The 20,648-nt window shown below is 59.0% G+C and carries 23 protein-coding genes; 14 read left to right on the top strand and 9 right to left on the bottom strand.

The window, feature by feature from the left end:
- Positions 1–19: 19 nt before the first annotated feature.
- The gene (locus tag ACYQ14_RS02035; protein WP_459884322.1) at positions 20–610 is read right to left on the bottom strand and encodes a sulfite oxidase-like oxidoreductase; all 591 of its coding nucleotides are present in this window, start codon (positions 608–610) and stop codon (positions 20–22) included.
- Between the two features lie 400 nt (positions 611–1,010).
- On the opposite strand from ACYQ14_RS02035, the gene ACYQ14_RS02030 reads away from it, so the two are divergent.
- Together ACYQ14_RS02030 and ACYQ14_RS02025 are read left to right on the top strand one after the other, a co-directional pair.
- Positions 1,011–1,310, top strand: coding sequence for a hypothetical protein (locus tag ACYQ14_RS02030; RefSeq protein WP_459884320.1), 300 nt, complete (start codon positions 1,011–1,013; stop codon positions 1,308–1,310).
- A 208-nt stretch (positions 1,311–1,518) separates the two neighbouring features.
- Complete coding sequence (locus tag ACYQ14_RS02025; protein WP_459884318.1) at positions 1,519–1,740, top strand: ribbon-helix-helix domain-containing protein; 222 nt, start codon at positions 1,519–1,521, stop codon at positions 1,738–1,740.
- Positions 1,741–1,762: 22 nt separating this feature from the next.
- Here ACYQ14_RS02025 and ACYQ14_RS02020 read toward each other — a convergent pair whose 3' ends face one another.
- Positions 1,763–1,945, bottom strand: a complete 183-nt coding sequence (locus ACYQ14_RS02020; RefSeq protein ID WP_459884316.1) for a DUF7550 family protein — start codon at positions 1,943–1,945, stop codon at positions 1,763–1,765.
- 148 nt (positions 1,946–2,093) lie between these two features.
- Between ACYQ14_RS02020 and hisF the strand changes: the two genes are divergently transcribed.
- Both hisF and ACYQ14_RS02010 read left to right on the top strand, forming a co-directional pair.
- On the top strand, positions 2,094–2,906 hold the full coding sequence (hisF, locus tag ACYQ14_RS02015) for an imidazole glycerol phosphate synthase subunit HisF (RefSeq protein ID WP_459884314.1): 813 nt from the start codon (positions 2,094–2,096) through the stop codon (positions 2,904–2,906).
- 175 nt (positions 2,907–3,081) lie between these two features.
- A complete protein-coding gene (locus ACYQ14_RS02010) occupies positions 3,082–3,930 on the top strand; it encodes a hypothetical protein (protein ID WP_459884312.1) in 849 nt (282 codons plus the stop codon).
- 127 nt (positions 3,931–4,057) lie between these two features.
- On the opposite strand, the gene ACYQ14_RS02005 is transcribed toward ACYQ14_RS02010, so the two are convergent.
- A complete protein-coding gene (locus tag ACYQ14_RS02005) occupies positions 4,058–4,342 on the bottom strand; it encodes a DNA-directed RNA polymerase subunit L (RefSeq protein WP_459884310.1) in 285 nt (94 codons plus the stop codon).
- A gap of 126 nt (positions 4,343–4,468) precedes the next feature.
- Between ACYQ14_RS02005 and ACYQ14_RS02000 the strand changes: the two genes are divergently transcribed.
- Positions 4,469–6,349 carry a rhomboid family intramembrane serine protease gene (locus ACYQ14_RS02000; RefSeq protein ID WP_459884308.1) on the top strand — a complete coding sequence of 627 codons (1,881 nt, stop codon included), beginning with the start codon at positions 4,469–4,471 and terminating at the stop codon, positions 6,347–6,349.
- A gap of 26 nt (positions 6,350–6,375) precedes the next feature.
- On the opposite strand, the gene ACYQ14_RS01995 is transcribed toward ACYQ14_RS02000, so the two are convergent.
- Entirely contained in the window at positions 6,376–7,059 is a 684-nt protein-coding gene (locus ACYQ14_RS01995) for an METTL5 family protein (RefSeq protein ID WP_459884306.1), read from the bottom strand.
- Positions 7,056–7,457 (bottom strand): DUF7961 family protein, encoded by a 402-nt coding sequence (locus ACYQ14_RS01990; protein WP_459884304.1) that lies wholly within the window; start codon positions 7,455–7,457, stop codon positions 7,056–7,058. The genes ACYQ14_RS01995 and ACYQ14_RS01990 overlap by 4 nt, the downstream gene beginning before the upstream one ends.
- Before the next feature lie 187 nt (positions 7,458–7,644).
- Between ACYQ14_RS01990 and ACYQ14_RS01985 the strand changes: the two genes are divergently transcribed.
- Positions 7,645–7,836, top strand: coding sequence for a hypothetical protein (locus tag ACYQ14_RS01985; RefSeq protein ID WP_459884302.1), 192 nt, complete (start codon positions 7,645–7,647; stop codon positions 7,834–7,836).
- A 78-nt stretch (positions 7,837–7,914) separates the two neighbouring features.
- On the opposite strand, the gene ACYQ14_RS01980 is transcribed toward ACYQ14_RS01985, so the two are convergent.
- Positions 7,915–8,946, bottom strand: a complete 1,032-nt coding sequence (locus tag ACYQ14_RS01980; RefSeq protein ID WP_283837360.1) for a disk-shape morphogenesis protein volactin — start codon at positions 8,944–8,946, stop codon at positions 7,915–7,917.
- A 96-nt stretch (positions 8,947–9,042) separates the two neighbouring features.
- Positions 9,043–9,963, bottom strand: coding sequence for a cell division protein CdpA domain-containing protein (locus tag ACYQ14_RS01975; RefSeq protein WP_459884300.1), 921 nt, complete (start codon positions 9,961–9,963; stop codon positions 9,043–9,045).
- Positions 9,964–10,154: 191 nt separating this feature from the next.
- Here ACYQ14_RS01975 and dph2 point away from each other — a divergent pair, with 191 nt between their 5' ends.
- The 6 genes from dph2 (at position 10,155) to ACYQ14_RS01945 (ending at position 16,618) form a co-directional block, all read left to right on the top strand.
- Complete coding sequence (dph2, locus tag ACYQ14_RS01970; RefSeq protein WP_459884298.1) at positions 10,155–11,204, top strand: diphthamide biosynthesis enzyme Dph2; 1,050 nt, start codon at positions 10,155–10,157, stop codon at positions 11,202–11,204.
- An 81-nt stretch (positions 11,205–11,285) separates the two neighbouring features.
- A complete protein-coding gene (locus ACYQ14_RS01965; RefSeq protein WP_488193323.1) occupies positions 11,286–11,807 on the top strand; it encodes a DUF8173 domain-containing protein in 522 nt (173 codons plus the stop codon).
- A gap of 189 nt (positions 11,808–11,996) precedes the next feature.
- Positions 11,997–12,686, top strand: coding sequence for an ArsR/SmtB family transcription factor (locus ACYQ14_RS01960; RefSeq protein ID WP_459884294.1), 690 nt, complete (start codon positions 11,997–11,999; stop codon positions 12,684–12,686).
- Between the two features lie 123 nt (positions 12,687–12,809).
- Positions 12,810–13,640 carry an MBL fold metallo-hydrolase gene (locus ACYQ14_RS01955; protein WP_459884291.1) on the top strand — a complete coding sequence of 277 codons (831 nt, stop codon included), beginning with the start codon at positions 12,810–12,812 and terminating at the stop codon, positions 13,638–13,640.
- 142 nt (positions 13,641–13,782) lie between these two features.
- The gene (locus ACYQ14_RS01950; RefSeq protein WP_459884288.1) at positions 13,783–15,633 is read left to right on the top strand and encodes an ICP22 family protein; all 1,851 of its coding nucleotides are present in this window, start codon (positions 13,783–13,785) and stop codon (positions 15,631–15,633) included.
- Positions 15,634–15,688: 55 nt separating this feature from the next.
- Positions 15,689–16,618, top strand: a complete 930-nt coding sequence (locus tag ACYQ14_RS01945; RefSeq protein ID WP_459884285.1) for a phosphoribosyltransferase HisG-related protein — start codon at positions 15,689–15,691, stop codon at positions 16,616–16,618.
- 55 nt (positions 16,619–16,673) lie between these two features.
- Here the strand turns inward: ACYQ14_RS01945 and hpt are convergent, their stop codons facing one another.
- A complete protein-coding gene (hpt, locus tag ACYQ14_RS01940) occupies positions 16,674–17,270 on the bottom strand; it encodes a hypoxanthine/guanine phosphoribosyltransferase (RefSeq protein WP_459884283.1) in 597 nt (198 codons plus the stop codon).
- A 123-nt stretch (positions 17,271–17,393) separates the two neighbouring features.
- Between hpt and ACYQ14_RS01935 the strand changes: the two genes are divergently transcribed.
- Both ACYQ14_RS01935 and ACYQ14_RS01930 read left to right on the top strand, forming a co-directional pair.
- Positions 17,394–18,767, top strand: a complete 1,374-nt coding sequence (locus ACYQ14_RS01935; RefSeq protein ID WP_459884280.1) for a uracil-xanthine permease family protein — start codon at positions 17,394–17,396, stop codon at positions 18,765–18,767.
- Positions 18,768–18,860: 93 nt separating this feature from the next.
- The gene (locus ACYQ14_RS01930) at positions 18,861–19,241 is read left to right on the top strand and encodes a Rid family detoxifying hydrolase (RefSeq protein WP_459884277.1); all 381 of its coding nucleotides are present in this window, start codon (positions 18,861–18,863) and stop codon (positions 19,239–19,241) included.
- A gap of 6 nt (positions 19,242–19,247) precedes the next feature.
- Here the strand turns inward: ACYQ14_RS01930 and ACYQ14_RS01925 are convergent, their stop codons facing one another.
- Positions 19,248–20,576 carry a 5'-deoxyadenosine deaminase gene (locus ACYQ14_RS01925; protein ID WP_459884275.1) on the bottom strand — a complete coding sequence of 443 codons (1,329 nt, stop codon included), beginning with the start codon at positions 20,574–20,576 and terminating at the stop codon, positions 19,248–19,250.
- Positions 20,577–20,648: the final 72 nt, after the last annotated feature.

Raw genomic sequence — 20,648 nt, 5'->3', positions numbered from 1 at the left:
GGACCGGCGTGCCTTCAGCCTAACTATATCGTTCCTCACGCCACGGATTCGCCGTCTCGGAGTAACCACGGCGCTCCCAGTAGCCGAGTTCGGATTCGGTTAAAAACTCGACGCCGTCGACCCATTTCGCTCCTTTGTAGGCGTACTTGTGCGGCGTCACGACGCGAAGTGGTCCACCGTGGTCTCGGGGTAACTCCTCGCCGTCGAGTTCCCACGTGAACAGCACGTCTTCACGCATGCACTCCTCGAGAGGCAGGTCCGTCGTGTAGTCGTCCATCGCAGAGAACATGACGTGGACGGCGTCGTCCCGAACGTTCGCCAGATCGGCGAGTTCGGGGAACGAAACGCCCGTGAACTCGCGATCGAACGTGCTCCAGCCGGTCACGCAGTGAAAATCCTGGCGCTGAGTTTCGGCGGGAAGGTTCCGAAACTCCGCCCAGGAAAACGAGCGTTCTTCCTCGACTGCACCCGTAACGGTAAACTGCCAGGATTCCGGGTCGAACGGCGGCGTTCCGCTCTTGGAAAGGACCGGAAACTCGGTCGTTTCGCGCTGTCCCGGCGGAAGCCGTTCGTCCCCAAACTCCTCGTAGCAGTCGGTGACGTCTTTCATGTCCGACCGTTAGGGCCTATACAGGTAGATGTACCGCTTGAGCGAGCCGTTACACAGCGCTCGGGAATCTCGAGGTCGGCGGGGAGACAGCGTGGAGTCATGCTGCCGGCTGTAACCGTGTGAATATTCTCGCCCCCGAGGCGACAGAATTGTGAAGGATTTATAGCCGACAGTATCAGAGGGGCGAAATCGGCGGCAGATAGCGGCGATCCGTTCGCGATTTAGTTTGAACGCCCGTTCCCACCAGAGACCCCGTCGACGAACAGCGAATAAATGTCTAATTCAACGGACGGCGGATCCCTCGAAACCCACCTGAAACAGTCTCTCAGGCGTTCAATTTGGTGGTACCGTTCGGAACCCTCGCCACGAATTAGTACGATCTCGTTGACCGTGTTGATGCATGGCTTCAAAACAAGAGATGGGAACGGAAGGCGTTTCCGGAGAGCAAGCACAGGAAGTCGGCGAACAGGCACTCGGGCCCGCACTGTTAGCATCGGCCGCGTCGGTCGGGCTGTCGTGGTACTACTTTTTCATCCGCGGCGACCGCCAGCGCGGTCTCTTCGTCGGCCTCTGGCCGCCGACGATTCTCGCGTTCGCGAGCTACTTCAACCAGCGAAAAATGCGCCAGCAACTCGAGATGGTCACCCAGCCCGGTTCGACCATCAAGAACACCATCGATTCGATGATGGGCAACAAGTAGTTCGGGAACAACGATTCGTATCCACGACGGCTACCGATTGCTCGAGGGCGATCCCCTCGTTTCGATCTTTCTGCCGCCGAACTGTGACGCTCGGACCAACTGAGTCGATTTCATCCTGTTACTGTCGATCATTCGTTTCGCCCCAGCGTTCCCAGGTGTGCACAATCCCCGTCAAATCTAAATACCCCCTTGCCGAAACGCGAGTCAGATGCCGAAAGTAGAGATCACCATCCCAGAACACCTCGAGATGCAAATTGCGCAAATGGTCGAGCGCGGTGAGTTCGTCAACCGGGAGGAAGCGGTCGAAGACCTCCTATCGACAGGAATCAAGGCCTACAAAACGAGCGGACCGATGGACGAAGACGAAACAGGTGGCAGTGGCCTCGAAGACGACGGAATGATGGGCCACGACGACGAGTACGTTTTCTGATTCGCGGTTCGATTTCTTCTCTTCAGACTGCCAGAAGCGGAAGAGCGTAACTAATTGCCAGTCCGACGACCAGAACGATCGCACCGATCCCCACGTACCTCAGCGGGAAGTCGTCCATCGGTGCGGTCGTTCGGTCCGCCTCGAGATCGTGACCGACGTCGGCTCCCGAATCGCCGTCCACTGCGGGTTCGCTGTCGTCTGCCATACCGATCCCTTTCGGTTTCGATCACTTAAGGCCTCCTACGTACTTGTGAGGAGATTGGTCGGAAAGAGCGATTCGAAGAACGCCTCGAATGTGTCGAACCCATGTCGTGGTCGAAACCGTCAAACGCCGGTCGCCCCAACACGACGGTATGCTCACGAAACGAGTCATTCCCTGTATCGACGTCGACCTCGACGACGAGGGAAATCCCGCCGTCTACACCGGCGTCCACTTCGAGGATCTGAAGTATACCGGCGATCCGGTCGAAATGGCCAAAGCGTACAACGAGTCCGGTGCTGACGAATTCGTCTTCCTCGATATCACCGCTTCCGCGGAGGGTCGCGAAACGATGCTCGACGTCGTTTCCCGCGTCGCCGACGAGGTGTTCATCCCGCTGACAGTCGGCGGTGGGATTCGGACGACCGAAGACATCAAAGAGACGCTTCGCGCGGGAGCCGACAAGGTCTCGATCACCACCGGCGCGCTCGAGCGGCCCGAACTCGTCAACGAGGGGGCTCGGGCGTTCGGCAGTCAGTGCATCGTGATCAGCGTGGACGCGCGCCGTCGCTACGACGAGGCCGGCGAGAATTTCGTCGAAATCGACGGGGAGTCGTGCTGGTTCGAGTGTACGAAAAAGGGCGGGCGCGAAGGAACCGGCGTCGACGTGATCGAGTGGGCCCGCGAGGTCGAGTCTCGTGGCGCGGGCGAGCTGTTCGTCAACTCGATCGATCGGGACGGGACGAAAGACGGCTACGACATTCCGCTTACGACGGCCGTCTGCGAGGCGGTCGACACGCCAGTTATCGCCTCGTCGGGCTGTGGCGGCCCCGAACACATGGATGAAGTGTTCACCGAAGCCGATGCGGACGCCGGACTCGCCGCCTCGATCTTCCACTTCGACGAGTACTCCGTCAGCGAGGTCAAGGACCACCTGGCAGAGCGAGACGTTCCAGTTCGCCGGTGAGCGAATACTGCGTTCCGTCGGCGTTCAATCACCTCCTGTTTGCCCTCTCGGTGTTCGACCTCTCTTCTCGAGCCCGCGTTTACGGATCGATCTCGAGTCCGCGCACACGAGTCGAATCTCGAGGACGGAATGCGATTCAATATCCTTATGCACGCGCGGTCGACCGCTATTAACAGTGACGTGGCGGTGTGCGTGGTGCGATGAACCACACGAGTCGAACGATCCCCCATGTGATAGCTGCGGCTACAATTCGTTCAATCGAGGCGAGGACGCCGAGGCGGACGACGGCACGGTCGACACGGCGCCGACCTATGTCTGGACCTGTACGAACTGCGGGCGAGAGCACATGCGGAACTCGCCACCCTGTGCCCGCTGTGGAAACCACACCCTCGAGAAAACCAGACAGACCTTCGAGGACGTCGACAACGATCTCGAGGTGCCCGGGTGGCTCGAGGTTGCGAAACCGTACTCGCCGGTCATCGTCGTGATCGCGCTCGTCGTCGCCTTATTCGCGACCGGCATCGTCCCGTTATCGGTTCTACCGGGAGTCGGGACTGATCTTCCCGGCGAGGATACCGAAGCGGAGGGGATCGACCTCGAGGAAACGGCGCTGTTAGTCCACGAAAGACTCACTGCCGAACAGGAGGCGACCGGCGAAGCGGAAACCGACGGCGGGGGTGAACTCGACGAACCGCTCGCGTACGATGACGGTCTCGAGGAGTTCGCGACCGCCGAAAACCAACGCCTCGTTGTCGATGCATACACTGACGATGACGGCGGCGAACGCGCGAATCCAGCGGAGTTCGATCTCACCTGCGAACAGGAGCCACGGGGCTACCAGCTTCTGGCCGACTCCTCGATTGAAGAGTACGAAACCGAAAGCGAACTCGCGGACGACGTTGCGGACGAACTACTCGAGAGGATGGAGACACAGGACATCGAACGGCCGGAGTTCGACGCGGAAGGAATCGATATCCACGTCGGACCCGACGGATCGATACTCGTCCTGTACACCGCGTGCTGAGACGGATATCACGTTGTGATTACGATGCGTCGTGCTCAACCGTCGTCTCCCAACCTGTATCGTCTCGGTTCTCGAGCACTACGGCTCTCAACGATAGTGGGATCGACCGCACATCATCGAACCAGAATTAGACTGCCGCTTCGAACGCGTTGCGGAACGCCGTCGTCTTATCGCGAATGTTTCCTGCACCCTCCTCGAGCGCGTCGATCGGGTCGGTACCCGGTTCAGTCTTGATCGTCAGGATGGGTTCGGTCTGTCCACCCGACTGTTCCGGGTTCACGTCGTAGGTTGCCGCGGCGATGTCCTCGTGCTCGAGGAGTGTGCCTTTGAGCACGTTCATGAACGTGTGATCCTCTCCACCGATCTCGATCGAAAGCTCGGTCTCCGTGCGTTCGGTGACCCGCAATTCCATACGATTTCATCCGAGCGTCACGTGCTTGTACCTTTCGAAGACGCCGTTCGTCCAGTTTGGGGTACCTGCTGTTCGACGAGCGCGCGAAGATAAACCCCTATACAGCTTCGCTCGAACGGGAGGGATATGGATCCGATCGGGGTCGTGCTGGGACTCATCCTCGCAGCGACGATCATCGTATCGATTGTGGCCATCAGGTGGGTGCACGAACCCGAACGGCGATGGCGAGACGTACTTCGTTCCCGATTCGTTCTCGGCGTTCCGTGGGGAACCGTCATCGTTCTCGCGTTCGTCCTCGCCGTGTATCTCTTCGTACAGGACGGAATCTCCGATTTCAGCGATCCGGTGTCGATCCCCTATCGAGCGTGGTCGTACTACTACCCGCTCGGAATGGCCTCTGCATCGTTTACCCACGCGAGTTCGGGGCACCTTCTGAGTAACTTCTTCGGAGCGCTCGTCGTCGCACCGATCGCTGAGTACGCGTGGGGTCACTACCCGAACGGACGAGACGAGTACTCAAACGATCGAAATAAGCATCCGAACTGGCGTGAAGAGCGCTCGATGGCGTCGATGTGGACGAATCCACGGATTCGGGCGTTCGTCATCTTTCCGCTGGCAGTCGTCGCGATCGGACTCGTCACGAGCCTGTTTGCGCTCGGTCCGGTGATCGGCTTCTCCGGCATCGTCTTCGCGTTTGCTGGCTTTGCGATCGTTCGATACCCAATTCACACGATCGTGGCGATACTCGGCGGCCAAACCATCCTGTTGACGACGTATCGAGCGCTATTGACTCCGGTCGGCGTGTATATCGCGGAACCGAGCCCTGCGATGGCTCCGTCGTGGGCGAACGTCGCCATTCAGGGCCACGCGCTCGGGTTTTTCATCGGCTTTATCCTCGGTGCGATACTCCTCCATCGTCGGAACTATCGGCCGAACGCACTTCGATTGTGGATCGCGATTCTCATCTTCGGGTTCGCACAGGGACTGTGGCAGATTTACTGGTTCGGCGATCAGAACATCTACTATCTATTCCAGGGACCTGGCATTGCGATCGTCACCGCGCTCGCACTCGTCGTTACGCTGGCAGTCACCGCCTCGGAACGGCCACTCGTTCCCACAAGAGTTCGAGAGGGATTCACTCGCTCGTCGACTGCCAGCCGCGAGATTCGTACGAATGCCACGATCGATCGTATCCTCGAGATCGGCGCCTCGAGTCGAGACAAGACGAGAGACAATCTCGAACGGGTCGACGCTATCAATCGCGGAAGCTACCCGCGTGATTCGGGCGCGTTTTCGGCGCTCAGTGGACGACAGGCCGCGTTCCTCGTTATCATCCTCGTTGTTGCGGCCATTTCAGGACCCGCGCTTCCAGTGAATCTCTTCGTCATTTCGGGAGAGACCGAGACTGCGGACAACTCGATCACCGTCGAGGACTACACGATCGAGTACGTCGAAGGCGAAGAAAACGAACTCGTCGGCGTCATCGACATCGGCGCGTTCGGACAGGATACAACGGTCGAATCGAACGGCGTCATCGTCTCGAGCGAGGAACGCCACATCTGGCAAGAGACCGTGACGGCCCATCAACTCGAGTTCAGTGGCGAAGAAACGGTTTCGGTCGGCGGCCCCGGTTGGCGAGAAACGGTCCACGTCGAACGGACCGGCTGGGTGCCAACGGGTAACGACCCGGTCTACCAGATCTGGCTTTCCGAATCGGATGCGGAGAAACAACTGGCGTTTACCGCCGATGAGTCGATGGCAGACGTTCAGATCGACGATCGGACAGTCACGATCGGGACCGAGAACGAGGAGTTCGTCCTCGAGGTCGAACTGACCAACGACGACGGTGAGACCGTCAAATCGACAGCCGTTGCGGTTCCCGATGATAGCGAGACTACCCAGGCCGACGGCATCGAATTCGTCCTCGAAGATGGCGGAATCTACGCGATTGCCGACGGAACGATCGTTCAAGTCGCAGAAAAAGAGGAGTACAACGAAATCAACTAACGACACCGCTTCGGCGTCGTCGAGCGTTACTGCTGAGCGCCCAAGTCCCATTCGATTCGGAACACTTCCGCCTCGAGTTCCCGAGAGTCGTCGGTGTGAAACGCGAGTCGATTGTCGAGTGAAAATGTCGCGCGGAACGCGTGGGTAACGGTTCCACCGGCGTCGCTCGCGTAGGATTCGACGAACTCCTGACTGCCCTCGTTGTGGATCGTGTACGACGTCTTTGCAATCGAGCGGGTCGTCTCGAGAAAGTCGCGGTCGGCGTGGCGATTCCCTCGCTGAGCACCGAACGGTGGGTTCGAGAGCACCGTCGCGTCAGTAACTGACAACGGCGGGCGGGTGACGTCACCGCGGACCCACTCGAGAGGAGTGCGAACCATTGATTCCTCGCTCGAAACACCGTCGACGGAATGGCCGGTGAGTACAGACTGCTCGTTTCGACGAGCGAGAGCGAGCGCGTCGGGATCGGTATCGATCCCCACAACGCGGTCGGCATCGCAGAGACCAGCACCGATCGCGAGCATCCCGGTTCCGGTTCCCAGATCGACGACGGTTTCGTCGGCTAAATCTCCCTGCAACGAAGCGAAATGGCAGATATGGGCCGCGACTTCGGCCGGCGTGAGATACTGCTCTAAGTCAGCAGATGGCTCCCGAAAATCCGCAACGCCCTCTAACCGACGCGCGAGCGTTCGCCTCGAGGGAACGCTCACCGCTCGAGCGGAACCGACGAATCGATCTCGAGTGCGATTCCGTCCCGTCGTGCTCGCTCGAAGCAAGCGTCGAGTGCGGGTCGAACCTTTTCGGGATTTGCCACGTCGTCGACGGAAACGTGGACCGAGCCGACGCCGAGGAACGAACCGGCGCGAACATACTGTCGAATTCGGTCGGCTTCCTGTTGGGTGACGAGCGAACAATCTTCGTCGAACGAGGCCTCGATCGTCAGTCCAGTGGGAAAGAGGCCGTTTTCTTGCAGTTCGTATTTGAGTTCGCGAAGGTAACTGGGCGATGTCGATTCGACGGTCTTTGCCTCGAGCCGAACCGGGGTGATGTCTTCGGGTTGACACCGCTCGATCGTTTGATCGATGGTGGGGTTCGATGACGTACTCATTGCACGGGGATACGTAAGCCGCATACAAAAGGTTTTGTAAATGTCTAGTAGTTATATCCCATTCCGTTTGAGACACTCCCGGAGTAGCTCGAACCGAGACAAATAAGTAGTCAGATTCAGCGGCGAATCGGTACTCGCTCAAGCGAGTCTGAGATAAAGTTAAGAACGTGCCGTAACAGGAACCTGTATGGAGAAGTGTCCACGATGTTCGTCCCCGCTCGAGCGGCTTTCGCTCGCCGACGTGACGACGGTGACGTGCAGCCATTGTGGGTACGCCGATGTCCCGGTCGAGCACGAACGGGAGTTTTCCGAACTCGAATCGTGGCGGGACGCGTTCAATCGGTTCTACGACGCGACTGAGGGCACCGACAAAGAATAGCTATCTCACTACGAAAAACAGTGTCTGAATAGTGCCAGAATAACGGCGGAATAGCGAAATCCGACGGCTCGAGTCGTTCTATTCGTTCGCCGTGGCCGCTTCTACTTCTTCGTCGTCGCGGTCGTGGTCAACGTCTTCGTCCGAACGGGCGGCGACGAGGCCACCACGTGCGACGCTGTAGAGCGGTTCGTTCGCGTGCGTAACGCCACTGATCGAGAACGGAATGTTCGCGTCCTCGAGGTGGTCACGGAACAGGTCCTCGAACCCGCTCGGGCTCGAAGTCCCGCCGGTGACGACGACGGGGACGTCGAGTCCTTCCTCGACGTCCTCCTCGTCGACCTCGCTGACGATGTTCTCGATGACGTAATCGAGAAGGTTCTCGTAGTAAATCGAGAGGGCACCTTCGACGCCGCCGATGTCCGTCGTGAAGTCGAGTTCGAAGTCGTCTTCTTTGATCGATGTAACCTTGTCGACCGGCGTGCCGGTCGCTCGAGCGGCCTGTTCGTCGACCCAGTCGCCACCGCGGGCGACGGAGAATTTCATGACAGGGACCGCGTAGTACGCCAGACAGACGTTCGTCATCCCTGCACCGAAGGAGATACCGAGACCGGTGAAGTTGTTGTCCGCGAGTTCGGAGTAGATGACGGACATCCCCTCGTTGATCGGCTCGGCGTCGTATCCCATATCGTTCAGGAACGACTCGATCGTCTTCTGATGGTAAAGCGTCGAGAGATCGTCGTCGATCGGATCTGCTGGGGTCGAGAAGTAGAGCTTCTCGTCCGGATACGTCGGTTCGCCGACGACCTGTTCGATGATGAGTTTCATCATCGGGATGGCGGACTTCTCGTCGTTCGAGAGGATCCCGTGTTTCATCGGTCGCCGCGTTTCCTTGTTAAAGATGTTCGCGAAGTTCAGCGCGTCGTCGCCAACGACGTACACTTTGTCGTCCTTTCGGATGTGGAGGACTTCGCTTCGGGAGAGCATCTGCTCGGCCATATCCGAGTACTCTATTTCTACGAAGGAGTTGCGTTGCTGTACGAATACCGTGTCGTCGCCATCCTGTTGGGCAGACAGGATGTTCATTGTCCCAACGTCTAGGCCTTTGGCCATAGTTTGGGAAGGCCACCGACAACTTATAAATCTATGTGGATTATTTTTATCTCGAACACGGTAACGATAACTGACAGTTGTACCGTTGCAACGGAATTAATTTCGACCTAAGAGTTCGCGCAACCGTTCGGCAACTGAACCGAACGGTTTTGTCACGGTCTCGAGGGCACGGCTTGAGTCGTCCGTTGCCATTTCTTCGGCCCGCTTTTGTTCCCTGAGTTCTTTGAGTTTCGCCGTCTGGTCCTCGACGGACGAACTCGAGGTCGTCGTCTTCGTTTCGCCGCCTTTGAGCCCCTTGAGCCCCGCCACCTGCGAATCGACGCCGGACGATCGGGTCGTCGTCGCGGTGTTGTCAATCTCGACGTTGTCGAACTCGTGACCGCTAAAACTCAGGCTCGTATTGTCGCCCTTTTCGACGCCGCCCCAGGAGAGTTCGACGTCTTCCATTGCGGCGTCGATATCCTGTTGAATCTCCGCATCGGTATAGGACTCGTCCACCTCTTCTTCCTCGAGCGAACTCCCGCCCCCGACTCCAGCCGATTGTGCGAGCTCGAGATAGTGAGCGATCAGTGCGCCGCCTGTCGACGCGATGAGTCCCGCGACGCCGACCGCGTACACTGCGACGACTTCCACCGTGTAATCCTGTCCGTGGCCGTTCCAGTCCAGGGGATACGCATAGAAGAATCCCATGACGGCAACGAATGTCACCGTTGCACCCGCTACGGACGTATACAACATCCGTCGGTTCGAGGGTAACAAAACGACTATGCCGAGCATCATCGCCGGAAGCGACAGCATCCCGAACCCGTAGGCCGGTTCCGTCCACATTACATACGTCGTCGACCGGGGTTCGTGGGTGCTCCCCCAGATAAAAAGCACCAACGCTGTAACCGCGAGTCCGATACCACCGAAGAACAGGCCAAATCCAACATAGATGTCGTTTCGACCCGACGGCTCGCCAATGTATTGGCGGTAGAGGTCGAATAGGTATCCGTCCGAATCGCCTCGTGCTACCATTGACACCCCATTTAGACTGCAGTACCATGACTTTTCGGACCACGAGAACGTGACGATACCCAACAGTACCCTCACAGTGTCGCCAAACTTGGTTGGAAAATTATCCCTCCATGACGAGGGCCGAAAGGACCGATTTCGTGATTGGGACGGAAAGCGCCGCCGTTTTACGTGCGCCCACGAATGAAATTGTAATGAGCCAGCAGTCGGAGTACAGCGAGGGAGACCTCCGAAACACCGGGATGAGCCTCAAGCACGATCGAGAGTGGGACTACGAACTCGAGCGGATCGTCGACGAGATTAACGAACGCGACGCCACCAAAGTCGGACTTCAGTTCCCAGAAGGCCTCAAGCGCCGCGGGCCGAAGGTCGCCGACGACCTTCGAGAACGCGTTGGCGAGGACGTGACGATCATGCTCTCAGGCCAGCCCTGTTACGGAGCCTGCGACCTCGATACGTACCTGATGAAACGCACCGACGTCTTCGTCCACTTCGGCCACTCGCCGATGAAGGACACGGACAAGGTGATCTACGTCCCCCTGTTCTCGAACGTCGACGTTACGCCGATCATGGAAGAGGCTCTCGAAACGCTCGAGGATCCCGAAGACGACCCCGACGTCGGCCTCGTGACGACGGCCCAGCACATGAACCTCTACGAAGAGATGCGGGAATTCCTCGAGGAACACGGGTACGACGTCGACAGTCGTCGCGGCGACGAACGGTTGACCCACGAAGGGCAGGTGCTCGGCTGTAACTACGCGAGCGCCGACGTGCCGGCGAATCAGATACTCTACGTCGGCGGCGGCAAGTTCCATCCACTGGGCCTCGCGATGGAACACCCCGACAAACACGTCGTCATCGCCGACCCGGTCAACAACGTCGTCACCGTTGCGGATACTGAAAAGTTCATGAAACAGCGCTACGGCGCGATCCACCGCGCGATGGACGCCGAAAAGTGGGGCGTCATCTTCTGTACCAAAATCGGCCAGGGTCGCTGGGAGCAAGCCCAGGACATTCTCGACGAAAACGACAACGCCTACCTCATCACGATGGACGAAGTCACGCCAGACCGGCTTCGGAACTTCGACATGGACGCGTTCGTCAACACCGGCTGTCCGCGGATCACGACCGACGACGGCCCGCAGTTCCACAAGCCGATGCTCACCCCCGGCGAGTACGAAATCGCCGTCGGCCACGAACCGCTCGATAGCCTCGAGTTCGATACCTTCCACGGTACCTGGTAAGGCAGTTTCAGTAATCTGTCACTCATAAAACAGTTATGAGCTTCAACTCTCGATAGAGGCATATCCCCCATCGCGGTCCCAGTGAGTGTCGAGCTGGGTTCATTGCTCGGTTCCATCACACAGGTGAGCCCTGGACCTCAATCACCGACTCCTCCCACGGTTTCGATCCTCGGCGAAATCGTCGGTCAGTTCGTGATAACGTTGCTCATCGGGACGCTCGTTCTCGCAATTACACCGGAATCGTCGAAGCGAAACGTCGACCGTATGCGCTCCCTGCCCGGTGAATCGTTCCTGTACGGACTGCTGGCACTCGTCATCGCTATCGGAAGCGCAGTCGTTCTCATCATCACGATCGTCGGTGTGTTGGTCCTTATTCCCGGCATGATCGTTTTCGTGATCGCCCTCTTGCTCGGCAGCGTTTTGGCAACGGTTGCGGTTGGAACCTCGCTCGTCGGCGGGTCACGGTATTGGCAAGGATTGGTCGTTGGAGCACTGCTCGTTTCTCTCGTCTCTGCAGTCCCGGTGCTCGGTGGTATACTGGATTTCGTTCTCGTGATCACCGGACTTGGATCGTTCGCGCTGGGATTAGGGAAGGGAGAGTGAGCCGATCCTAGACAACCCCTGGAAAATTGCAGTCCGAAATACGACACGGAGCGGCCATTTTTTACGATTTGTGCGATTATGCTGGATCCGTTGCAACGAGCGAACAGTGCTAGCGGAGCGACTGTTCATTCGAACAGTCCTACAGAGTTTGGGAACGTGCTTAATGAGATGGCGTCCCCAGAAGCAGTAATGACGAACTATGCGTACGGTCCGACGAGTAAACATGCAACTGGCGACGAGAAACAACTCGATGCCGTGCTTAACGCGATTGCTAGCCCTGTTCGGCGGCGTCTCGTTACCCTGTTGTTCGACTCGCCAACGTCGACGGTCGCGGCGTCGGACCTCGCGGAACGACTCGAGAGTAGCGACGAAGAGCTACAAACCGGGTCTACCGAGTCTCTTCTGGTCGATTTGCACCATCGTCATCTCCCGATTCTTTCGGATGCGGGATTGATCGCCTACGATACCGAGACCAGGCGCGCGACGGCAACCGTCGACCCCGCCGATCTCGAGGCAGATATTCAAGACATCTGTGAGTTTTCGGAGAAAAACGCCGAAGAAATGGATGCGCTGTTCGATGCGGTAGCCGATCCGCGTCGTCGATACGTTCTCGAAAGTCTTGCAGAAAAATCCCACGCTATAACGGTCGAGTCAGTTTCGGTCGAGCTCAGCCAGCGACTTCGAGACGACCAAAACCGACCGGTTTCGACCGGGGACTGGAAGCGCATTCAGGGACTCATCACCCACACGGATCTGCCGCTGCTCGCCGACGCCGGGCTGATCGAGTACGACCCTGAGGCGAACCTGGTTCGGTCCCGAACGCCAGAAGACCGAGACGACGAGGCAGCAATGATCGTTGACCTTTCGGCCTCGGCCTAGTGAGAATTCAACCACTGGACCGACTCTTCTCGAAGCGTTCCGTCGAAAACGGTCTGACTCCAGCTATCGCGAACTGAAGCCGAAACGACAACACTTACGCACTCACTCCGAACAAACACACGTATGACAACGAGCGACTGGGACGAGTGGCTTGTTCGTTCGATCGAGGATGCTGACCCGGATGGCGTCGCTATCTGGTACTTCGGCTGTAACGGATTCGCACTGAAAGGGAGCGACGGGACGACGGTGTTTATCGATCCCTACGTGGGAATCGGAGACCCACCGCGGACCGTTCGGATGATTCCGATCCCCTTCGATCCGGCAGATATCACCGACGCCGATGCGATCCTCGCAACGCACGAACACACGGACCACGTCGACGGCCCGAGCCAGGCCCCGATTCTCGAGAACACCGGTGCCACGCTGTACGGCCCCGACGACAGCCTCGCCGTCACTCGAGAGGAGGGCTGGACCGACGAGTGGGACGTTACCGACGAGCAGTTCGAAGAGGTTACGGAGGGCGATACAGTCGAAATCGGCGAGTTTACCGTACACATCGAGAAGGCGAACGATCCCGACGCAACCCATCCGGTTAGCTACGTTATCGAGCACGAGGCGGGGACGTTCTTCCACGGCGGCGATACGAAACCGTCGGACGAGTTCGAGCGGATCGGCGACGAGTACGAGATAGACATCGGCGTCCTCGCGTTCGGTACCGTCGGCAACGTTCCGGACAAGGAGACCGGCGAGCCGAAACGAACCCGCTGGTACAACGACGAAAACCAGATCGTCGAAGCGGCAAGCGCGCTCGAACTCGACACCCTCTGTCCGAGTCACTGGGACATGTGGCGAGGGCTGACCGCGGACCCAAAGGCACTCTTTCACCATGCGAACAGTTTCGAATATCCAACGGACCTCGAGATCATCGAAATCGGAGACAGAGTCGACCTCTGATCCGTCTGCGGGTTCGGTCCGTTTCCTGCACTCGCCGAGCCGGAATGGCCAATTTTTGGGCGGTTTAGCCTCCTGACGGTTCAAATCGCCACTGCCGACACTGCCGTGCAATTTATAGTAATGGTAAGTTAATATTGCTCTCATGAGTTCAGCCGCTGACATAGACGAGGTAATCGAAACACGTTCTGATGGGGTGACTGTTCGGAAACTATTTGCAGCCGACGAATTCCCGGTCCCTGCAATTCGATTCGAAATCGACTCGGACCGCGACGAAGCGATCACCGTCAACGTTTCCGAGGAGATTCCCGAATCGTTCCCGATGGACGGCGTCGGGTTCCATCCCAACTACTACAGCGAAGACTGGACCGCGTTCCAGGACCATCACGTCGAATTTACGCGAACGCTCTCCCCCGAAGAGACGCTCGTCACCGTCTACGGCATCCGCATCGGAGACGAGTCGGAGGCGGCTCCATTCCTGACCGATTCGACGACCGTCGACGTCGAAACGAGCGCGGATAGGGACGAGTCGGCCGGCGATACGGACGGCCGAGACGACTCACAGAGCGGATCCGAGTCGGCGGCCAGCGACGAAGTCGACGACACCATGATCGACGAAATCATCACCGACGACCGGAATCAGGTCGTCAAAGACATGATTTCCGGGGACTCCGACGCTGTCCCCGGTCTCGACGACGAGTCCTCCCCCGAAGAACCGGCCGTGGACGAACCTGCGGCGGACGAAGCCGCTTCCGAGGCGGACGACGCCGATGATCTCGGCCTCGAGAACGACGCGGAAGACGATGAAAACGAGGACCGCGCGGAGACAGAAGGGACCCAGGACGACGATACGGCGGATTCCGCCGGTGTCGACCTCGACTTCGAGGAAGACAACATTCCGGGTCCGGAAGACGACGAGACGGAGTCGGTCGACGATCCCGAAGCCGAACTCGGTCTCGGGCCCGACACGGACGCCGACGCCGACTCCGACCAAGCCGATGCGCGTGGCGACGAGGAATCAGCGCCCGAGACGGCCGATGACGACGAACTCGAGACGGAGCCAGCCGACGACGGCGAATCCGAGTCTGAGACGGACGTGGGCGCGACACCAACCGACGAACCTCACTCCGTCAGTGCCCGACTCGCGGACGAAATCCGATCCGGATCCGTTAGCGAACGCGATCTCGAGATCCTTCGTTCCGAGCTCGATATCGAAATGAACGGCCCGGATCTCGCGAGGGTCGACCACCTCCAATCACGCGTCGAGGAAGTGGCCGCCTACTCGGGGGCGATCGAAGAGTTCCTCGACGAGTACGGGACCGGCGAGCAGATCATCGAGCAGTTCAGATCCGAACTCGAGGGCGTCGAATCGGAACTCGGCTCGATGAAGGGACGCGTTAGCGCCACCGAATCCGAGCTTGAGGAGGTCGTTTCGGACGTCGATCACGTCGAATCCGAGACGGCGCTGTTCGGCGAGGAGCTGAACTCGGCGACGGACCAACTCGATACCCTCTCGGAGGAAGTCGACGGCATCGATACTCGATTCGACGACCTCGAATCCGAGATCGGAGAGACCCAAAGCGTCGTCGACGACCTCCAAGATGATGTTGGGACGACCAAGTCCGACGTCACCGAGCTCGAGGACGATGTCGGCGGCGTGGTCGAGGATATCGAAGCCGTCGAAGCGTCCGTCGAGGGCGTAGAAGGAACGGTCTCGGAAGTCGAGCAAACGGTCGAAGACGTCGAAGACACCGTTACGACGGTCGAGGCGTCCGTCGACGACGTGGAAGGAACGGTCTCGGAAGTAGAAGAAACCGTCGAGGGCGTCGAAACGACCGTCTCGACCGTCGAGGAATCGGTCGACGACGTCGAGGCAACCGTTTCGGAAGTCGAACAGACGGTCGAAGACGTCGAGACGGAGGTCGAGACGCTTTCGGAAGACATCGCCGAACTGAACGACTGGCGCGATCAGCTCGGTTCGATGTTCTCTAACTGACTCCCGGAGCGACAAAACGCAACTCGTTTACTGCTCGGTTGTGGATTTTGGGCCAATGGGCGAGACGATCCCGATCGCGATTCCTCGAAAAGGACGACCACTCGAGTCAGTACTGGATCGGTTGGCGACCCGACTGGGAGTCGACGACCTCGCGGACGACGTCAGTTCGACGCTTCGTCACGAGAAAGCGCTCACGAAAGACACCCTTTCGTGCGACCGCGACGTGTACCATCGTCTCGCAGACTACAGCACCGTCGACGACCCAACCGAACCCGAGTATACCCTCTTGCGCGACGACCGCGCGGGGAAACCGCGTCGGATCGTCTTCGATAGCGTCACCATCCCGCTCGAGGGAGCCGACGGCGTTCCGTCCGGAACGTCGGTACAACTCGTCGGCCGAGAGGAACCGTTTCGCGCGCTTCGCACCCACGAATTCGCGCTGGGATTCGACAGCGCCGACCTCGTCCTCGAGGAGGTTGTCGAACTGCGTGCGGACCCGCTACAGCGCATCGCGGATATCAACGCCCGGATCGATCCGTCGGACACCGACGTGCAAGTCGTCACTGGTCTGGGGGATACCGTCTATCACACGCTGATGGCGACCCCGGACGCGACACCGTCGTCCGAATCGATCGACCGAGCGTTCCTCGAGGAGTACACCGGACCGCTGTGTATCGTGCCGCGGTACGAACGGCTGGTACAGGCCGTTCTCGGCACGGAAGCGCTCGAAGGCATCCGCTTCGAGCATCCGGATCCGACGATCGAAGAGGAAGCGGCCATTGCCGACGCCGGCGTCGGCGTCTACCTGACGGTTACCGGCTCAACCGCTCGAGAGCACGGCCTCTTGCTCGGCGAACAGCTGTTTCCGAGCGAGACGGTACTGATGGAAAACACCGTTGAAGCGGACGAGACTATCGCTGGCGTTCGGTCATTGTTAGCGGACGGCGACACGGAAACCGAACTCGCGGTCGGTATCGGCGAGTGAGAACAGTACGGATCACGGGCCTCTTGACGCACACCATCCGTAAAACACCGCTCGTTCAATTTGCGAACTGATCTTCGACGAGACGGCGTTCCTCCTCGTCTTGAATTACGGTCACGTCGCCGTCGCGAACGACGATCTCGAGCAACGAGGTGACGTCGTACTCGCTGTCGACCATCGCGTCGCCGCCGTCGACTTTTCGCATCGCGACGACGATGTCAACGATGTTCGCGCCGATCGACTCGAGCGCTTCGGTGATCGCCCGGAGGGTTCCGCCGGTGCTGAGCATGTCGTCGAGCAAGAGGACGTTGTCTCCCTCGTCGACATCGTTGATGTACATCTCGCTCTTCGAGTAGCCCGTCTCCTGCGTGAGTGAAACTTCACCCTCCAGTCCGTACTCGCGTTTGCGGATGACTACAAGCGGGATATCGGTCGTCAGCGAGACGGCGGTCGAGATGTGGATCCCCATCGCGGCCGGAGTGACGATTTTATCGACGTTCTCGAGATCTGCCGCCCGGACGATTCGCGTGACGACTTCTCGAAGCAGGCTCGGCTCTAACATCGGGACGCAGTTACTGATCGGATGGACGAGATACTCGTAGTCGTCCTTCTCGATGATCGGCGCGTCGTGGACCGACCGCTCCAGTTGCTCCATGCCGATACTTCTTGTGGCGCGAATAAAAGCTATTGATTGGTCCCGGCCCAACGACGGAGAAACGACGTTCCTCGAGAAAAGAAGCTATAAATGCCGGATTTGAGAGGTGAAAGACAACGCTTCATGTCTGGGCAGAGGGATGGCGAAATAGACCTCGCGTACGAACTCGACGAAAAGCCGCCGCTGTCGGAGGCGATTCCGCTCGGCATTCAACACGTTCTGGTGATGATCGTTCCGTCGACCGCGGTCGCGGTCCTCGTTGCGAGCGAAGTCGGATTGGGGGCCGCAGATACGGGGTATCTCGTCCAGATGGTGTTGCTGTTTTCTGGACTCGCGACGATTATACAGGCATACACGATCGGACCGGTCGGTGCGAAACTCCCGATCGTCATGGGAACGAGCTTTACGTTCCTCGGTGCGGCCAGCGCCATTGGGAGCCAACAGGGGCTGGCGGCCGTCTTCGGTGCGATACTGGTAACTGGAATCGTCGTCGAGGGGCTGATCGGGTGGCAGTTCAGGCGCATCAAGCCGTTTTTCCCGCCGCTGGTAACGGGACTGATCGTGATCATCATCGGACTCTACCTCATCCCGACGGGGATGGAGTACTCCGCGGGTGGGGACCCGACGGCTTCGGAGTTTGGATCCGTACAGAACCTCGGCCTCGCTGGTCTCGTCTTGCTGATCGCCGTGTTGTTTAACCTCTTCCTCGAGGGAATGGCGCGCATCTTGAGCGTCTTCATCGGAATCCTCGTCGGTTACCTCGTCGCAATCGCGGTCGGGGTCGTCGACTTCAGTCCGATCGCCAATGCAGGGTTGTTCGAGATCCCGACGCCCGGAGAGTTCGGCTACGCCTTCGATCCGGTCGCAATCGTCACGTTTGCGTTCCTGTTTCTCGTTTCCGCGATGGAGACGGTCGGAGACATGTCCGGAATCACCGCTGCTGAGGGACGAAACCCCGACGATGAGGAATTTCGAGGGGGTATCTTCGCTGACGGCTTCATGAGTTCGATCGGCGCTATCTTCAGTTCGTTCCCGGTCACCTCGTTCTCTCAGAACGTCGGGATCGTCAATTTCACGGGTATCATGAGCAGACACGTCGTCGGAATCAGCGGTATCTTCCTGACGATCATGGGACTGATCCCGGTCGCCGGAGCCGTGGTGACGACGATTCCGGACGCGGTGTTCGGCGGTGCCGTTCTCGTCATGGTCGGCATGGTCGCTGCGAGCGGAATGCGTCTGTTGTTCTTGAACGTGAACATGAACCGGCGAAATATGGTCATCATCTCGACCTCCCTGGGTCTCGGTCTCGGCGTCGCGGTCGTCCCCGAAGCACTGCAGGGGCTTCCACAGGGTGCACAGACGTTCTTCGGCGAAGCCGTCATCATGACCGGACTCTCCGCACTGCTTTTGAACACGTTCGTGCCGGGCGACTCGAGTCCGTTGTTCGACGATCCAGACAGTCCTGATAGCGACGTCCCGACCGCCAGCGACGACTGACCAACCAGCTTCGGTCGGGTCCGGTGGTTCGCGTTCAGGAGTCGCCACCGGGCGGTCGCCAAAAGTTAAGCGGTCGGGCGGTAACGGCTACTCATGAAACGAATCATCAGTACGGACGACGCACCGGCGGCCGTCGGCGCGTACAGTCAGGCGACGACGAACGGGGACCTCGTCTTCACCGCGGGACAGATTCCACTGACTCCCTCAGGTGAACTACTCGAGGACGAACCGATCGCCGAACAAACCGAACAGAGTCTCACCAACGTCGAGGCGGTCCTGGCCGAGGAAGGGCTCGAGATGAGCGACGTTCTCAAAGTCACCGTTCTTCTCGACGACATCGACGCGTTCGACGAGATGAACGACACGTACGCGGACTTTTTCGACGACGAGCCGCCGGCTCGGAGCGCGTTCGAAGTGGCAAACCTACCGAAAGGCGTCGGCATAGAAATCGAAGCGATCGCGACGAACGACTGAATTCGATCACGGATGCGCGTCCTCGGTCTGCTCTCGGTACGCCTCGAGATCGAGCGCAATCTCGGACGCTTCCTGACGAATTGCCCGCGCATCAAGCGAACGCACTTCGCTGTCCTCGACGAGCACATCGCCGTCGACCATGGTGAACTCGACATCGTCACCGTGGGCTCCGAAGACGAGGTGTGAGATCGGATCGTGTAACGGCGTCGCACGCGTTTTGTCGGTATCGATGCCGATAATGTCTGCCCGCCATCCTTCTCGCAGTGCACCGAGTTCGTCGAAGCCCGCCGCCCTCGCGCCGGTTATCGTCGCCATCTCGAGAATATCCTCGGCGGGGATGGCAACCGGATCGAGTCGGTCGACCTTCTGGAGCAGGCTCGCCTGTCGCATCTCCGTGAACGGGTCGAGCGTATTGTTACACGGCGGGCCATCGTTTCCGAGCGCAACCGGGATTCCGCGCTCGAGATAGTCCATAATCGGCGCAACGCCGCTCGCGAGTTTCATGTTCGAGGACGGACAGTAGGTGACGTGGGTTCCCGTCTCGGCGAGGATCTCCCGTTCGCGTTCGTTCGTCCAGACGCAGTGGGCGAGCACGACGTCCTCGCCGGTGAGTCCGACCTCGTCCAGCCACTCGATGTTTCGCATGTCGGTGTCCGATTCGACGGTTTCGATCTCGCCTCGATTCTCGCTTGCGTGCGTGTGAATTCGAACGCCGTCGTAAGCGTCTGCGAGTTCCCGAGCCCCGCGAAGACACTGCTCCGTACACGAGACGGCGAAACGGGGGGTAACCGCATATCGAATTCGGTCGTCGAACGAACCGTGGTACTCCTGAATCAATCGCTCGGACTCGGCGAGTGCCTCCTCCGTTTCTTCGAGGAGGTCCTCGGGCGATCGCTGGTCCATCAGCACCTTTCCGAGTACGCCGCGAATTCCACTCTCTCCGGCGGCTTCGAACGCCCTGTCGGCGTGGTTTACCGACAAGTGATCGATACAGGTCGTCGTCCCGCTCTCGATCATCTCGAGGTAGCCGAGCTTCGCTGCGATCTCCATCTCGTCGCCCGACAGCGACGCCTCCATCGGGAGAACGTACTCGAACAGCCACTCGAGGAGTTCCGAATCATCGGCGATTCCCCGACCCAAGCTTTGGACCGAATGGATGTGGCCGCCGACGAGCCCCGGTGCCAAAATATCGTACCGGTGCTCCTCGAGGTCCGGATACCGATCGCGGAGATCGCTTCGCTCCCCGACCGCAGCGATTTGGGATCCCTCGACGACGACCGCACCGTCATCGAGTACGGTCCTCGAGTCGGCGATAACTGTTCCGGAGAGTAGCATCTATCCCCAGAGTTCGGTTCCAGGGTCAAAACGATTTGTTCTGTGAGATGGGCGTTCATCTCGACCCACACC

The organism is Halostagnicola bangensis (assembly GCF_054653435.1).
The sequence above is the reverse complement of the archived record's forward strand: the minus strand, read 5'-3'. Positions and strand labels throughout refer to the sequence as shown.

Bases quoted from the DNA above. Each gene is read 5' to 3' on its own strand.
- ACYQ14_RS01925 (WP_459884275.1), bottom strand. From the start codon at position 20,576: ATGCTACTCTCCGGAACAGTTATCGCCGACTCGAGGACCGTACTCGAT.
- ACYQ14_RS02020 (WP_459884316.1), bottom strand. From the start codon at position 1,945: ATGGCAGACGACAGCGAACCCGCAGTGGACGGCGATTCGGGAGCCGAC.
- ACYQ14_RS01985 (WP_459884302.1), top strand. From the start codon at position 7,645: ATGGAGAAGTGTCCACGATGTTCGTCCCCGCTCGAGCGGCTTTCGCTC.
- dph2 (WP_459884298.1), top strand. From the start codon at position 10,155: ATGAGCCAGCAGTCGGAGTACAGCGAGGGAGACCTCCGAAACACCGGG.
- ACYQ14_RS02005 (WP_459884310.1), bottom strand. From the start codon at position 4,342: ATGGAATTGCGGGTCACCGAACGCACGGAGACCGAGCTTTCGATCGAG.
- ACYQ14_RS01990 (WP_459884304.1), bottom strand. From the start codon at position 7,457: ATGAGTACGTCATCGAACCCCACCATCGATCAAACGATCGAGCGGTGT.
- hisF (WP_459884314.1), top strand. From the start codon at position 2,094: ATGCTCACGAAACGAGTCATTCCCTGTATCGACGTCGACCTCGACGAC.
- ACYQ14_RS01935 (WP_459884280.1), top strand. From the start codon at position 17,394: ATGTCTGGGCAGAGGGATGGCGAAATAGACCTCGCGTACGAACTCGAC.
- ACYQ14_RS02000 (WP_459884308.1), top strand. From the start codon at position 4,469: ATGGATCCGATCGGGGTCGTGCTGGGACTCATCCTCGCAGCGACGATC.
- ACYQ14_RS01980 (WP_283837360.1), bottom strand. From the start codon at position 8,946: ATGGCCAAAGGCCTAGACGTTGGGACAATGAACATCCTGTCTGCCCAA.
- ACYQ14_RS02030 (WP_459884320.1), top strand. From the start codon at position 1,011: ATGGCTTCAAAACAAGAGATGGGAACGGAAGGCGTTTCCGGAGAGCAA.
- ACYQ14_RS01950 (WP_459884288.1), top strand. From the start codon at position 13,783: ATGAGTTCAGCCGCTGACATAGACGAGGTAATCGAAACACGTTCTGAT.
- ACYQ14_RS01975 (WP_459884300.1), bottom strand. From the start codon at position 9,963: ATGGTAGCACGAGGCGATTCGGACGGATACCTATTCGACCTCTACCGC.
- ACYQ14_RS01960 (WP_459884294.1), top strand. From the start codon at position 11,997: ATGACGAACTATGCGTACGGTCCGACGAGTAAACATGCAACTGGCGAC.
- ACYQ14_RS01945 (WP_459884285.1), top strand. From the start codon at position 15,689: ATGGGCGAGACGATCCCGATCGCGATTCCTCGAAAAGGACGACCACTC.
- ACYQ14_RS02035 (WP_459884322.1), bottom strand. From the start codon at position 610: ATGAAAGACGTCACCGACTGCTACGAGGAGTTTGGGGACGAACGGCTT.
- ACYQ14_RS02025 (WP_459884318.1), top strand. From the start codon at position 1,519: ATGCCGAAAGTAGAGATCACCATCCCAGAACACCTCGAGATGCAAATT.
- ACYQ14_RS01955 (WP_459884291.1), top strand. From the start codon at position 12,810: ATGACAACGAGCGACTGGGACGAGTGGCTTGTTCGTTCGATCGAGGAT.
- hpt (WP_459884283.1), bottom strand. From the start codon at position 17,270: ATGGAGCAACTGGAGCGGTCGGTCCACGACGCGCCGATCATCGAGAAG.
- ACYQ14_RS01930 (WP_459884277.1), top strand. From the start codon at position 18,861: ATGAAACGAATCATCAGTACGGACGACGCACCGGCGGCCGTCGGCGCG.